The sequence below is a fragment of the Dictyobacter formicarum genome (assembly GCF_016587435.1).
In genome coordinates, this window is sequence record NZ_BNJJ01000002.1 from 139,134 (window position 1) to 152,918 (window position 13,785).

General features: G+C 50.9%; 14 protein-coding genes and 1 pseudogene. 7 read left to right on the forward strand and 8 right to left on the reverse strand.

Going from position 1 to position 13,785, the window contains the following annotated elements; translation table 11 throughout:
• The first annotated feature begins 51 nt into the window (after positions 1-51).
• Positions 52-873 (forward strand): IS6 family transposase, encoded by an 822-nt coding sequence (locus JMI88_RS03100; RefSeq protein ID WP_201360279.1) that lies wholly within the window; start codon positions 52-54, stop codon positions 871-873.
• 201 nt (positions 874-1,074) lie between these two features.
• Here the strand turns inward: JMI88_RS03100 and trpA are convergent, their stop codons facing one another.
• The 4 genes from trpA to JMI88_RS03120 form a co-directional block, all read right to left on the reverse strand.
• Positions 1,075-1,887, reverse strand: coding sequence for a tryptophan synthase subunit alpha (gene trpA / locus JMI88_RS03105; RefSeq protein WP_201360280.1), 813 nt, complete (start codon positions 1,885-1,887; stop codon positions 1,075-1,077).
• Entirely contained in the window at positions 1,808-3,064 is a 1,257-nt protein-coding gene (gene trpB, locus JMI88_RS03110; RefSeq protein WP_201360281.1) for a tryptophan synthase subunit beta, read from the reverse strand. Before trpB ends, trpA begins: the two co-directional genes overlap by 80 nt.
• Before the next feature lie 16 nt (positions 3,065-3,080).
• Positions 3,081-4,046, reverse strand: a complete 966-nt coding sequence (locus JMI88_RS03115) for a sugar-binding transcriptional regulator (protein ID WP_201360282.1) — start codon at positions 4,044-4,046, stop codon at positions 3,081-3,083.
• A gap of 429 nt (positions 4,047-4,475) precedes the next feature.
• A complete protein-coding gene (locus JMI88_RS03120) occupies positions 4,476-5,186 on the reverse strand; it encodes an IS6 family transposase (protein ID WP_201360283.1) in 711 nt (236 codons plus the stop codon).
• Positions 5,187-5,254: 68 nt separating this feature from the next.
• Here JMI88_RS03120 and JMI88_RS39255 point away from each other — a divergent pair.
• The 3 genes and pseudogenes from JMI88_RS39255 to JMI88_RS03130 form a co-directional block, all read left to right on the forward strand.
• Positions 5,255-6,081, forward strand: a pseudogene (locus JMI88_RS39255) (recombinase family protein); the annotation flags it as partial.
• A gap of 147 nt (positions 6,082-6,228) precedes the next feature.
• A complete protein-coding gene (locus JMI88_RS39260) occupies positions 6,229-7,005 on the forward strand; it encodes a recombinase zinc ribbon domain-containing protein (protein ID WP_236022820.1) in 777 nt (258 codons plus the stop codon).
• Positions 7,006-7,654: 649 nt separating this feature from the next.
• On the forward strand, positions 7,655-7,840 hold the full coding sequence (locus JMI88_RS03130) for a hypothetical protein (protein ID WP_201360284.1): 186 nt from the start codon (positions 7,655-7,657) through the stop codon (positions 7,838-7,840).
• Positions 7,841-8,096: 256 nt separating this feature from the next.
• Here JMI88_RS03130 and JMI88_RS03135 read toward each other — a convergent pair whose 3' ends face one another.
• Together JMI88_RS03135 and JMI88_RS03140 are read right to left on the reverse strand one after the other, a co-directional pair.
• Positions 8,097-8,240 (reverse strand): hypothetical protein, encoded by a 144-nt coding sequence (locus JMI88_RS03135; RefSeq protein WP_201360202.1) that lies wholly within the window; start codon positions 8,238-8,240, stop codon positions 8,097-8,099.
• Positions 8,241-8,340: 100 nt separating this feature from the next.
• Positions 8,341-8,598 (reverse strand): hypothetical protein, encoded by a 258-nt coding sequence (locus tag JMI88_RS03140; RefSeq protein WP_201360285.1) that lies wholly within the window; start codon positions 8,596-8,598, stop codon positions 8,341-8,343.
• 253 nt (positions 8,599-8,851) lie between these two features.
• On the opposite strand from JMI88_RS03140, the gene JMI88_RS03145 reads away from it, so the two are divergent.
• Complete coding sequence (locus JMI88_RS03145; protein ID WP_201360286.1) at positions 8,852-9,043, forward strand: hypothetical protein; 192 nt, start codon at positions 8,852-8,854, stop codon at positions 9,041-9,043.
• 559 nt (positions 9,044-9,602) lie between these two features.
• Here JMI88_RS03145 and JMI88_RS03150 read toward each other — a convergent pair.
• Positions 9,603-9,908: a hypothetical protein gene (locus tag JMI88_RS03150; protein ID WP_201360287.1), complete on the reverse strand. Its 306-nt coding sequence runs from the start codon at positions 9,906-9,908 to the stop codon at positions 9,603-9,605.
• A 310-nt stretch (positions 9,909-10,218) separates the two neighbouring features.
• On the opposite strand from JMI88_RS03150, the gene JMI88_RS03155 reads away from it, so the two are divergent.
• Together JMI88_RS03155 and JMI88_RS03160 are read left to right on the forward strand one after the other, a co-directional pair.
• Entirely contained in the window at positions 10,219-10,713 is a 495-nt protein-coding gene (locus JMI88_RS03155; protein ID WP_201360288.1) for a P-loop nucleotide/nucleoside kinase family protein, read from the forward strand.
• Positions 10,714-11,649: 936 nt separating this feature from the next.
• Complete coding sequence (locus tag JMI88_RS03160; RefSeq protein ID WP_201360289.1) at positions 11,650-12,351, forward strand: hypothetical protein; 702 nt, start codon at positions 11,650-11,652, stop codon at positions 12,349-12,351.
• 374 nt (positions 12,352-12,725) lie between these two features.
• Here JMI88_RS03160 and JMI88_RS03165 read toward each other — a convergent pair whose 3' ends face one another.
• Positions 12,726-13,649: a nucleotidyltransferase domain-containing protein gene (locus JMI88_RS03165; protein WP_201360290.1), complete on the reverse strand. Its 924-nt coding sequence runs from the start codon at positions 13,647-13,649 to the stop codon at positions 12,726-12,728.
• Between the last annotated feature and the right edge of the window lie 136 nt (positions 13,650-13,785).

Genomic DNA, 13,785 nt, shown 5'->3' on the forward strand with positions numbered 1-13,785 from the left:
CTTCTGCTATGCTCATCCCATGAAAACAGGATGGAACAGGAGTGTTGACCGATGAACTGCCCCTATTGTGCTGCCGCCACGACCAAGAAGCGAGCGAAGAAAACCAAACTGGGCTACGCAACGTTCTTTTGCTCTCCGTGTCAACATAGCTTTAACGAACGAACTGGTACCCCATTCAACTATCTAGCATTTCCCACGGACATCGTCCTGCTTGTGGTCTTGTGGCGATTGCGCTACAAACTGAGCTTGTGGGATGTCACCGAGTTATTTTTAGAGCGCGGCTTTGTGTTGACGCATGAAACGGTTCGAGACCGGGAAGAGCGGTTTGCTCCCTTGATCGCGGACCACTTGCGGACCAAACGGCGAGGCCAAGTAGGAACCTCGTGGTATGTCGATGAAACCTACGTCAAAGTGCATGGGAAGTGGTGCTATCTCTATCGGGCCATTGATCGAGATGGCAATCTGGTTGATTCACGGCTGAGTGAAAAGAGGAACATGGATGCTGCCAAACCGTTCTTTAAGCAAGCCGTCGCGGTAGTCGGTCATACTCCAGAGACGGTCACAACAGACGGACATCGCTCTTATCCGCATGCCATACGCGAGATAATGGGAAATGATGTGGTGCATCGGACCAATGTGTATCTCAACAACCAGCTCGAACAAGACCACCGAGGCATCAAACAACGCTATTATCCGATGCGTGGTTTCGAAAGCTTTGAATCGGCAGCCCGTTTCTGCCGTGCCTTTGATGAATTACGTCAGTATTTCCGTTATCGTTCTCCAACAAGGGAAACACTACCGCTGGCCCAACAACGACGGATATTCTGTGAGCGACTGGCCGCTTTGCAAGGACTGATGGGTGCAGTCGCATAGTTTTGCTAATGGTTCTGAGAAACGTTGAAGGTCTTGCGCACCTTGGTGTTCTCAGTTCTGACAGAACCGGTTTTCTTTTCACGCACCAAACCATTTCGTGATTCCTCATAGAGATCCATTTAGCGTACCAACAATGGGATACAGCGAACTGATCTCACAGGTCCCTAAATGGTGCGCCAGATGGCAGCCGCTCTCATGGGCTCAAGGCCTGAGAGAAAGCAAAAATTCCCTGACACCTGGAGTTCCTTCAGCTTCCAATACGTTGAGTAATGTGCTTCCTACAATGGCAATGTCACTTTTATTGACGAGATAGCGAACATCCTCTGGACGCTGAACGCCAAACCCAACTGCAATGGGAGTGGATGCATACTGACGGCAGCGGGAGAGAAAGTCTGTTGTCGCCTCACCAAAAGACGTTTTGAACCCGGTTACGCCTTTTCGCGCCGCGCAATACCAGAATCCTTCCGCCTTCTTCGCCAGATACTCTAAGCGATTGACCGGTGTATAGGGAGTGACCACGAGAATAGGATCGACCTGCTCTTGCTTGCAGGCAGCGAAGTATTCCTCGCTCTCCTCGGGGAATGCATCGGGCACGATCAGCCCGCGGATTCCAATCGACTTGGCCGTTTCAACAAACCGCTGGACTCCATATTGGAGTAAAATGTTGTAATAGGTCATGAAAAGACAAGGAAGAGCAAAATCTCTCGTGACTTTTTGGGCAAAATCCAGACACTGCTCCACAGTCACTCCTCGTTCCAGGGCTTTCTGATTGGCCTTCAGGAACAGCGGACCATCCGCAATTGGTTCAGAGAAAGGAATCTGTAACTCCACCAGGTCCACTCCACATTCCTGGAACAGACGAATCATTTCATAATTCACCTCGAAATCGGGATAGCCTACAATTTGATGCGCCATCAGTAAAATAGGCTTCCTTTTACGCTTTTCCAGAATCTCTTGAGCGAGTTTGCTGATACTGCGTGCTTTTCCGCTGGATAAAAGCTTTCCATCCTTCATCGCCTAATCCTTCCGCTATGGTAAAAATATCTTTATCACCCCTGCCCGAGAGATTGATGATGACACAATCGTCCTGCGAGCACTGTTTGATTTCCCGAAAAGCTCCTGCAAAAGCATGGGCTGATTCAAGTGCAGGAATAATGCCTTCTCTGGTCATGACAAGCTGGAGAGCCTGAAGGACTTCCTCATTAGTAGCCGCTTCAACGCGCACTCGCTGACGCTCTGCTAAATGGGCGATAAGAGGTGACACCCCTGTATAGTCGAGTCCGGCTGCAATACTATAAGTGTCTACCATTTGTCCGTCTTCATTCTGGAGAAAGAAGGATTTGTACCCCTGGGCGATACCGATCCTGCCCTGCCCGTACGCGATTCGGGCAGCATGTTTTCCGGTTATCGGTCCTTCTCCTCCAGCTTCTACCCCAATAAGTTCAACTTCGTCATCGGGCATGAACGCTTGAAAGACTCCCAGCGCATTTGAACCTCCTCCCACACAGGCATAGACACGTTTAGGGAGCTTGCCTTCCAATTGAAGGAGTTGTTCCCTTGCCTCCTTGCCAATGATCGATTGAAAAAAAGCCACCAGCGCTGGAAAAGGATGAGGGCCTGATGCGGTTCCTAACACGTAATGGGTTGTTTCAAAATTCGAAGCCCAATCCCGGAGCGCCTCATTTATCGCATCTTTGAGGGTGCGAGAACCGTCTTCCACCGGAATCACGTCCGCGCCGAAGCGTTTCATCCAAAAAACATTCGCATACTGGCGTTCTACATCTTCACTCCCCATGTACACGGTCGCATGTAAGCCAAACTTCGCCGCCACAATAGCAGTGGCAACTCCATGCTGCCCGGCGCCGGTTTCGGCAATGACACGTGTTTTCTTCATTCGTTTCGCGAGCATCGCTTGCCCCAAAGCATTATTCAGCTTATGAGCGCCTGAGTGATTCAAGTCCTCTCGCTTCAGGTAAATCCTGGGTCCGCCAAAATACTCAGTCAATCTCGCGGCGTAGGTGAGTGGCGTTGGGCGACCGGAAAAGTTTGCCAGGCTCTCCTGATAGCTCTGCCAGAACACAGTATCCTGTTGTATTTCAGCGAACGTTTCTTGTAATTCGTGAAAAGCAGGGTACAAAATCTCAGGAATAAACATTCCTCCATATGGTCCATAGTAACCATCAACGCTCAATTGTTTCCCCTCCCTGTTAGCTGCGGCGCTTGTGGAACGCTAAAACCCGTTGCGCCGTCTCAAGGTCTGTCACAAGAATATCAATCCATTTTCCGCGCAGCGTCGCTGTGATTGCTTCGACTTTGTCCTGACCACCAGCAACAGCGATGACATTGGTATGTTGTCTCAACTCTGGTATGTCAATGCCAATCATTCTCGTTTGTGCTGAAAAAGCGATGCTCTCTCCTTCTCCATTGAGAAATGACGCGCATACGTTTGCCACAGCTCCTTTTTGGATGACATCGTTCAAATCCGCGTCTCCAAAGTAGCCGGTTTGGACAATCGTTGCCTCGTTTGAGACCTGCCCAATGCCGACAACTGCCACAGTACTCTTCCGAGCAATCTCAAGCACACTGGCTATCTCCGGCTCCTTCATCAAAAGCTCTCTGGTTTCCTGTGAGGCAACAACTGCGGGCGCATGGAGAAGCCAGTAGGTCGATTTCAGCTTTTCGGCAAACATCATCGTATTCGAGTTTGCATGCCACGCTGATCCAGTAGACCCCCAGCCACCAACCAGGGGAGTAAACTGTAACGCATCTCGCTCAAAATACTCTAATTCAGCGGCAACAGCAGCGATCGTGCGCCCGGCCATAACCCCTACGATATCGTGATCCTTGAGCACAGATTCGAGAAGCGCTGCACAATTTCGCCCGAGTTGATGGAGAGATCTTTGTTCAGAACCTTCTTCCATGCTGACGACAAAAGCGTCGAGAACGCCAAATGTCTCAACGAGTTCCTGCTCAATGTCCTGCTCTCGTGAATAAGGATTATTGATCGTGATGTTGACGATCCCCTCGGCCTTTGCTGTAGCGAGCATGCGACTCACGTGAGGTCGTGAAATACCCAGGCGTTTGGCAATATCCTGTTGATTGAGTCCATCTTCATAATAAAGCCGACTGATTTTAACCAGTAGTCGTCTCCTTTCGTTCTGCATCTCGGTCATTTTTTTCTCCCAGGTATGAATGCACAAATGTACATGTCTTGAAATATTGTACATCCCCATGATAGCATTTCTTTCGATTTCTCGCCAGTCTCTGGGACAGCAATACGAAGGTCCGTTGGCACAAAAAGCTGTGAGCGAAGGTCTCAGATAACGACCGTTTTCTGATACTTTCAGACCAGTTTTTCCAGTGGCGAAACGTATCACCTCCGCAAGCATGATTTTATGGCTAGGACGGTCTCAAAAAACGTGCCATAATCAAAGTATCAGTTTGAGCCCTATCGAGATGAGTAAGTGACACTAAAAGCAGAGGTTCTACGAAGATTGGGTATGTTCGCATCTCTAAGCACGAGCAAAATGAGGCGCTACAGCGGGCTGTGTTGCAAAAAATCAGGAAGAGAAGCAACGACGGATTGGTCTTTCTGGTTCAGCTTAGGCAGCCACTCCAAACAAGCTGGAAACAAGGGCTACCTGACTGAGGATATCCCCTTTATCCACGTCTTTCATCTGTCCTTTCCTGATCATATGCATCACCTCATATCCCTGTAAGGTTCGCCATGCAGTCTTGAACGAAAAGAAGCCCAACCCAGGCTTGACGCGTCGCTTGATAAAGCGGTGATCCTGTTCGACCAGATTGTTGAGATACTTGCTTTGTCGCAGTTCACAAGCAATGGCAAGCGTTCCTGCTGCTCTCAGTTCGTGAAAGGCTTTGGGATAGGCTGCGTTTTTATCGACCGTAATCACGCGAGGAGTCACCGTATGGGAGGCACCAAGGGCTTTCGCGAAAAATTGCTTGACGGCTTCTGCATCACGAGTAGCGCTCAGATGGAACTCCAGAGTCTTCCCTTGAGAATCCACTGCACGGTACAGGTACATCCACACACCTTTGATCTTTACATACGTCTCATCCACCCGCCACGAGTCAGTTGTTCCCTTGAGATGCGGGCGACAGCGCTTTTCCAACTCAGGAGCATACCTTTGAACCCAGCGATAAATCGTGGTGTGGTCCACGTGCAAACCCCGTTCCAGCATCATCTCCTCCAGATCCCGGTAGCTCAATGAATAACGGAGATACCAGCGCACGCAGAGGAGAATGATCTCGGCTTCAAAATGACGCCATTTGAAAGGGTGCTGCTCTGCCATGACTGGTTCTCTTCTTCTTTTCTCACTATTTTGACAGATCAGTTTTCTTTTTGCAACACAGCCGCGCAATGAAAGTGGCGATCTATGTCCGTGTCTCTACGCAACGGCAGGCGCAAGCACAGACCATTGAGCAACAATTGGAACAACTTCGTCTCCATAGCCAGACACACAACTGGCCCTGGTGCGACGACCACATTTTTCGGGATGATGGCTACAGCGGAGCAAGTTTACGTCGCCCCGGCCTTGATCGCCTGCGAGACCACATCAGCGCCGCTGCCTTTGATCGTTTGCTCATCACGGAGCCTTCGCGGCTGGCTCGCAGTATGTTCACCAGGTGCTCCTCATTGAAGAGTTCGAGCGAGGTGGATGCCAGGTGGAGTTCCTCGATCAGCCAAAAAGCGATACTCCTCACGATCAATTGCTGCTCCAGATCCGAGGAGCCGTAGCCGAATATGAGCGAAGCTTGATTACTGAGCGCATGCGGCGTGGTCGGTGGCAGAAGTACCGGGCCGGTGGTTTACTTCCCTGGACGCGTCCCCCTTACGGCTACCGCGTCGATCCAGAGCGCCCGCGAGATCCGGCTGGTGTCCGTTTGGAGCCAATGGAGGCAGCAGTCGTCGCAGAGATGTTTGCCAGCTTCATCCAGGAAGGGCAGAGTCTGATGGGCGTCACCCGACAGTTAATGGCCCAAGGCGTGCCCAGTCCCTACGGGCGGCCTCGTTGGAATCAGGCGAGTGTGCGGGGAATTGTTTCCAATCCGGCGTATACCGGAACGGTCTATCTTGGTCGGACTCGTCGCACTCCTTCTCGCCAACGCCACTCTCCCTTGGCTCCTGTTGGGCGAGACCACGGGGGCCATCCGCACACTCCGCCCGAAGAGTGGATCGCCGTGGCCCAGGTGCCAGCCATCGTGAGTCAGGAGCAATTTGACCTGGTTCAGGCAAAATTGGCTCACAACCAGCAGTTCGCTCGCCGCAACAATACGGCGCATCAGTATCTGCTACGGGCACTGGTGAGTTGCGGCGTTTGCCGTCTGGCGTGCATGGGCCGCAACCGTGAGGGAGGATACGCCTACTACACCTGTCGCGGCAAGAAAGCTCCGATCTACTCCTGCCGCGACGAGAAGTGTCTCTCGCGCTCCATTCCAGCACAACAACTTGACGAGCTGGTGTGGCAGGATGTGTGTGAGATTCTCATGCACCCTGAGCACATTGTCGCTGCACTCCAACGGGCGCAAGGAGGGCAGTGGCTTCCCCAAGAACTGCATACACGGCGTGAGAATTTGCGTAAAGCCCGCATGAGCCTGGAACAGCAAAGGGAGCGCCTCACTGACGCGTACCTAGCCGAGGTCCTCCAACTGGAAGAGTACAAGCGACGGTATCAGGAACTAGAACAACGGCTGCAATCTCTTGCGGAACAGGTTCGCCAGTTGGAGGCGAGCGTCGGACACCGTGATGAGTTAGCAGCACGCGTTCAATCCATTGATGCCTTCTGCGAACGCGTGCAGCAAGGATTAGCCCAGGCTACTTTTGAGCAGAAACGACAACTCATTGAGTTGCTGGTTGATCGTGTCGTGGTTACGGGAGAAGAGGTGGAGATCCGCTACGTGATCCCCCTCTCTCCCAAGAGTGAGCAGATTCGTTTTTGCCATTTGCGATTAGACTATTTCGATCCCCCACCTTGCTCCAATGGCTTTCACCATCACGGGAAGGGTTGTCCCCTCTGGTCCGGAGACAACGTAATACCTTTTGTCGGTGGAGTCGGTCGGATTGCGGCGAATGAGCAACCAGTGCTCTTGATCGTCCTCACATCGATATAGTATGGGCAGAACTGCCCAGTCGAGCCAACGTGGTCCTTTGGTTCCTTCACCCATCGAAAGGCACTGCCAATCGTGTGCTTGCAGAAAGCGAGTCTGGGCTTGTGCCATCGTCATGCGCTGGCGTCCCTCAGGGGTCATGATTTCCACAGGTTCATCGCAAGCCACTGCCAGCACATAGCTGTAGTGATGGAGAACACACCGTCAAGTTGACAATACCTTCAGCAATGCCTTGCAGCGTGGTTTCTCCTGCCAGCTTGGCAAACAGGACACAGGTAACACCAGCGCGAGACTGTATCGCTTTCCCTTTGGTTTTCGTCGATCTTCAATGCTATGGAGTTCTTGATAAATCGAAAGGGCTTCTCCTTCCTTACTCCACCCAGCCAGTTCCCTCGCTTCATGCAACATGATATAGTTCATCGTAGGATGATTCCTCGTTTCGTGACGTTTTTTGTCTAAGATCACTGTACTAGGAACCCATCCTTTTTTTGTCCTTTTCAGGACTTCTGGTTGGAAAATTAAATAGCCCTGGTCTGTGCATTGGTTCATAGACAGGGCCTCAAAAAGTAGATAGAATTATAGAAAACTGGCAAAAGTGGATAGAATTACTAAACGCTCTAGAGATATCCTAAGAAAGGCAGGAACATCAAGCATGAACAAGAAACAAACGAACACGCGGCGCCAGTTACAGCAGACGCTCCCAGAGGGAAAGCGCAAGGGAGTGGTCGAACTGACGGATGCCGACCTGGAGAAGGTCCAGGGAGGAAAAGGAACCGATAAGCTTTTCGATGCCTGCTCTACAGGCATACACGTTCCTAAAGTACAGACCACAACTTAAGTAGGCACAATGGCTGGCGCTCACCTCAAGCGCCCAGGTGAAGCGGCAGCGCCTCAGTGGTGCAGGTTGCTGGTACTCATCCCGTTTTCGCCAGCCGCCTGCACTACCGAACAGGATGCTCCGCCCAACGTTTAGGATTTTTCCTTCTTCACACAGAGATGACGTCTGAAGCACATCAACACGCGAGTGCATAACAACCTCTTCCTGCAATGAAAGCCATACATCAGTTCATAAGTTGACTGAGAGAAAACGCCTCTTACGAAGGGCGGATCTCTCCACTCTCCACCTGGCTCAGAATCAGGTGAGCATAGAAACCATTTTGACGTAGTAGTTGTTGGTGGGTCCCGCGTTCAACAATCTGGCCCTGATCAAGCACCAGAATCAGATCTGCATTGCGCATAGTGCTCAGTCAATGAGCGACTAGAATTTGCGTGCAGAGAAAGCGACGCAGGTTATGATCAACAGTTGCTTCCGTCACCACATCCAGGCTACTGATCACTTCATCCAACAGGAGAACGGCGCGCGGTGGCAATAGCGCGAGCCAGAGCAATACGCTGGCCGCTCGATAAGCCCGTTCCTCCCTCGGAAACGAAGGTTTCATATTCCATGGGCATGCGCATCACATCATCGTGCACAGCTGCGAGTTGAGCTGCTTTGATCACATGATCAATAATCATACTGAGACCGTTGAACGCAATATTCTGGCGAATAGAGCCGCTGAGGATGCTTGCATCTTGCATGACCACGCCAAATTGCATCCGCACTTCCTGATACTTCATCTGTTGAAGCGGGAGGCCAGCATAAAACGCGGCAGAACCATCGGACGATTCTGCTCGCTTGGTTCGGCTAGCCAGTTAAGGGAGCGAAAAAATTTTGCACTAGCCCTGGCAACTGTGCATTAGTTCATAGACAAAGCCTTAAAAAGTGAATATACTTTATAGAAAGTTGGCAAAGTTAGATAGAATTATTAAACGCTCTAGAAATACTCTAAGAAAGGTAGGATCTTCAAACATGGCTAAGAAACAAAAAGATACACAGATCCAGGCGCAACAGACAACTATTCCAGAGAAAAAACGCAAAGCCTTGACCGAACTGACGGATGATGATCTAAAGCAAATCCACGGCGGAACTCGCTCCACAGACAAACCTAGCGTAAGCGACATTTCGATAACCAAGGTCTTTGACACACCCTCCAACTCTTAATGCCGACGTAATTCCAGCTCTTCCTGATTTTTGGTGAGCCAGTTCCCACGGGATGCGTGTATGACTCTCCTATCTCGTCAGAGGGACAGCTTCCTCTCATCGCGGACGCTGATAGGATGTTCTGTTCCCTCGACAAGTATTTCCCTCATAGATGTCTGTTTTGCGCGCCGGAATAGCGTGTTTCCAGACCTGCCTTGCCTCGCCTTGAGGCCAGCATGTAGGAATGTCACCAGTATTATCGACCCCTGATGCAGTATCTACAAGAGTTCGATATTCCCATGTATCTGATCCACGTGCAGCATCGTTCCGCGAGCATACTCAAAACGGAAAAATGATTATGGGGATGGCACCATCTATGAACGTCAAGATGGGCGCTTCGTCGCACGCCTGAAATCATCCACTGACAAGCGTATCAAGCGCTACGCCAAAACGAGGAAAGAAGCATCAGCCGCTGCGATCCGTTACATTTGTCAGGATACAGGTGGCACATTCCCTCAATATCATGAATTGGAAGAGTGGAGCAGGTGAGGGTTCGGTGAAAGGTGCTTTCACCGAACCCTCACCTGCTCCACTCTTCCACATACCAGCTGCGCCAGGAAAAACGGAACGTTTTGGACATCTCTTTCCAGGCTCGGTTCTTATTTGTGAACAGGCAACACATTTTCACCCCACGCCACTGCCTTCCAACACATCCTTTCCCGGCCGCTTGCTCTTCGTGCTCTCCACGGAAGCAGCACCGGTGCCTGCCTTTGATGCGTTGCCACATGACACTCAGCAGCTGGCCAGCGCTCCCTTCCCACTCCCACCCTTCGTCCTCTTTGAGTCGGCGTATCACTTCCTGCGTCTGCCAGATGGGCTCATTCATTCCTCATTCCTCCCATACAAAAACGATATATCACACAACATATGCTCATTCTCCAATTATTGCAGGTTTTCTTTGCCTTTGCAATGTGCTTCGGCCAAAGTGTGGCGGCCGATCTCCCACCCATCTCGTGCGGCGCGACACCTCGCCAAGGCTCCCTTGACATATACCTGTCGAAGTCATTAGACTAAAGCCCTATAACCTCATACTTTTCAAAGAAACATAAAAAAGGAAGAAGCGTACCAACAGCCAGAGTGTGGTGACTGGCTCTGGATGGCCCGAGAAGGACCGGTTTTTGTCTGGAGATACACTCATGAAATTACACGCTCAACCAACACTCACCCTGTTCTGTGGCCTGCCCGGTTCCGGTAAAACAACACTCGCAAAAAGGCTTGAGCAAGCAGGTAAGGGCATTCGCATCTGTACTGACGAGTGGCAAGAGCAGTTAGGAATCGATCATAGCAATGAAGAGTTCCACGAAAAACTTCAGGCTCGACTCTATCAATTGGCACTTACGCTCCTCCGTAGCGGTCAGGATGTCATCCTAGAAGATGGCCTCTGGCAGCAATCTGAACGCAGTCAAAAACGAGCAGACGCCAAACGATCCAACGCCCGAACAGAAATGCACGTTTTCGACGTCCCTTTTGACGAACTTTGGCGCAGGCTGGAGTATAGAAACGACACCCTGGCTCCCGGCGCAGTGCCCATTACCAGGCAGGAGCTTGAGCGGTATTGGCACCTCTTTCAGCGTCCTGATGATGATGAGCACGAGCTACGACTATTCGACGCCTACACCATCTACCGCTAACAACTGTTCTTTCGCCACCTCGGACTCTGGGAAAAGAGACACCTGGAACATACCCTCTCCACTCGATACAGACTCGGCAACTCCACCACTGGCCATTCCAAACGCTTCGAATATCACGACTCACCACACCCCTTTCCCCTGATGCCCCACCGCTCTTGCCGTACCCATCGGGAGCAGCACGATCCTCCTCGTGTCTGCTCCCTCCTCACACTTCTACCTGGCCTGCACCAAGCTCATGGATCAATTTTTACAATACGTTACGTCCTCACGAGGGCGTAGGAAATTGTTCACCCTTGCACTATGCTCAAGATCATCAGTTGCACGGTGCTCCTTTGATTTCCTTATAATGGTGTCTCTTTTACTGGGTACTCGACAGGAAACATCGATACCAGACACGAGACGCCCACTCTCAGCTGGCGTGGCATCGCACACTCGCGCCCTACCCTGCCGTATCACTCTCGTACACTTCCTCTGATGCATCGAAAAAGCCACCTGATCACATCATCCTCTCCCAACGAGCTTGCTCACGATGCGCACATCACACAATAAAGTGTTTCAAGGTCCATTGTATTGTAGTACCCCGAAATCCGTCTCCCGCGGCGCGATCCCAGTGTAAGTCCGAAAATAGTGGATGCTCGTTTAATTCACTTGTACTGCTATTTTTGATTGTCCATGTGATATGACGTGAGCAAAGATTGACATGTTTTAGAAAGGATAACCGAAATAGTCAGCACAGGTAGGCATTTCACCTTTAAGGTGATATACTACGCGTGCGGGTTTTGATCAGTAGCTCCGTTTATCATGGAGAAAGAGGCAGTCTGACGGATCGCAACATTGATAGAGCTGCATTTTCTTATGGTTCTACTGTAAAGACTTCGCCATTTTGCAGATAACAGATGCGAAAGCTCTGAATTTTGAGTAGTCAGGTTCTTATCAATGATGAGGGTATTGCCGGAAGTAACCGTTTATACTGGGCCTATGGGTGCTGGTAAAACGACGCGACTCTATGGCAAGATGGGCGAACTTACGCACCTCGGTATTCCTTATGAGGCATATAGACCGGGAGTAGATGTTCGAGACGTGGTTATAGCTCCTCGTGGCTATGTCGTGAGTGCCAACGCGGCTCTCACTCCAAATTGTACAACGGTAGAATCGCTTGGTGATATTCCGGTTGAGGAGCTTGTGCTGCGCGGCATCAAGACGCTTTTTCTGGAAGAGTGGTTCATGTTTGGCTTTGATCATCAGCGGCGGCCAATATCAGGTCTCTATCGTGAAATCATGGGATGGTGGGCTTTGGCTGGTATTGAGCGAGTGTATGCGGCAGGACTTGATCAAGGAGCAAGCGGCAATCAGTTTGGCCTGGTGGTAGATGCCCGTAGATATGGCGCAAAAGTGGTCGTTTGTACGGCCAAGTGTGCATATCCAGTGAATGGTGAACGCGATCCAAAATGCGGACGTGTCGCCCGCAATAGTCAAATCTATGATGTCCGTGACAACAGAGCATTTGACATGGAGACCTTACCTGATCTTCTGCCCGAAGGGTTGCGTCCGCATGATCGCTATCGTGCTGTCTGTACGCAACACCTGCTGTTGCCCGCAGAACAGACAAAGCCATTTGACCCCAGACAGACCTGGTAGACGACATGGAGGAGGTTCATATCCCCTGCATGTTCAACGTACGCGAAGAATTTTTCTACAGTTGGCCTATCGGTGTGATCTTCACGAAAAAACACAACTATATGAGCACAAATTTAACGATTATATGTGTCATTAATATCATAACTTCGCTGAAACGGGCTTTTATGCGTCGGGCCTCGAAACGGGCGAAGTTATGCGTCAACCACGCGACTCAAGGACTGACCTTGTTTCAAGGTCTTTATCCCCGTCAGGCGAGTCTTTATCCCGTCTTTCTGTCAGCACCAACCGGGAGAAGGTCGCCGCAACCGTCCAGGCCTGCCTCAAATATGCACCATATGCACCGTTTTTCGGCCCGACGGATGAAGACGTTGACTTCAATAAAGCTTGTCTCCAGCTTCTTCAGGGTAAATAACCTGCTTTAACCCCTGCAAAGCAAATTGCTTGGCTGCCTCGTTGTTGGAGCCTAGTTGGGCAAGCAGATAGGCGCGATAGGCACGAAGATAGTGATTCTCAAAAGGGAGCATGCGTTCACATAACACTCGCAGTTCAGCGCGTTCCTCTTCGTTCTCTGGCAGGTTATAGCTCCAGCACAATTTGCCTTTCTCAAACATGGCTTCCAGGAAAGAGGCCCATTCGTCGTTGATCAGTTCGCGATAGGTCTGCACGCTCTCCCTTTTCGTCGAGACAGAGCAATCCGTTTTGAAGGCGAGCAGCGCGGTCCCCATGCGGCAGGCGGTCTCCACCAACATGCGTATGCCAAGGCCAGGGCGAGCATCGGCTCGATCAGATTGGAGTTGATCATAGCCAAAAAACGCTCCGTCAGGATCAGGATAGGCAAGTGGATACGTGACATTCTCTACCTGGTGCAGCCAGAGGAGAAATTGCAGCGCTGTTCCCGCCGCATCTCGCGTATATTCCTCCCTCCCAGGCAGGCTCATGTGCTCCCTGGTATCTTCGCCATACAACAGCACACTCGTATTCTTGATCGCCGCTCTCAGAAAACCAGGCAGGCTGTCCTGAGACTGCTCGCTGCCGGCATGGAGATCCAGACGCAGAGGAGTCAGGGAAGCTAAGGAGCGCTCCAGTTGCTCCGCCTGGGCAGCCTCCTTCTCGGAAACAAACGCGTCTTTAAAGAGAACATACACATCAATATCGCTCCACTCAACCGCGTTGCCTTCTGCATAGCTGCCTGTCAGATAGCAGGCCCGTAGACGCCCTGGAAATTGCGCCTCGTAACGTTCCACTATTTGCGAGAGCACATGGTCAATTGACGGCTTGCCAATGGTACGAATTTGCATCGTTGTGTCCTCCTTACACCACGCTTTGTGGAGACAAATGCCTGCCCCCATTATACACCCACGGGATGCGCAACGAGATAAAAACAAGTAAGCAAAAAAAAGATGGGAAACATCCTTTCAGGACAGGAAACCAAGG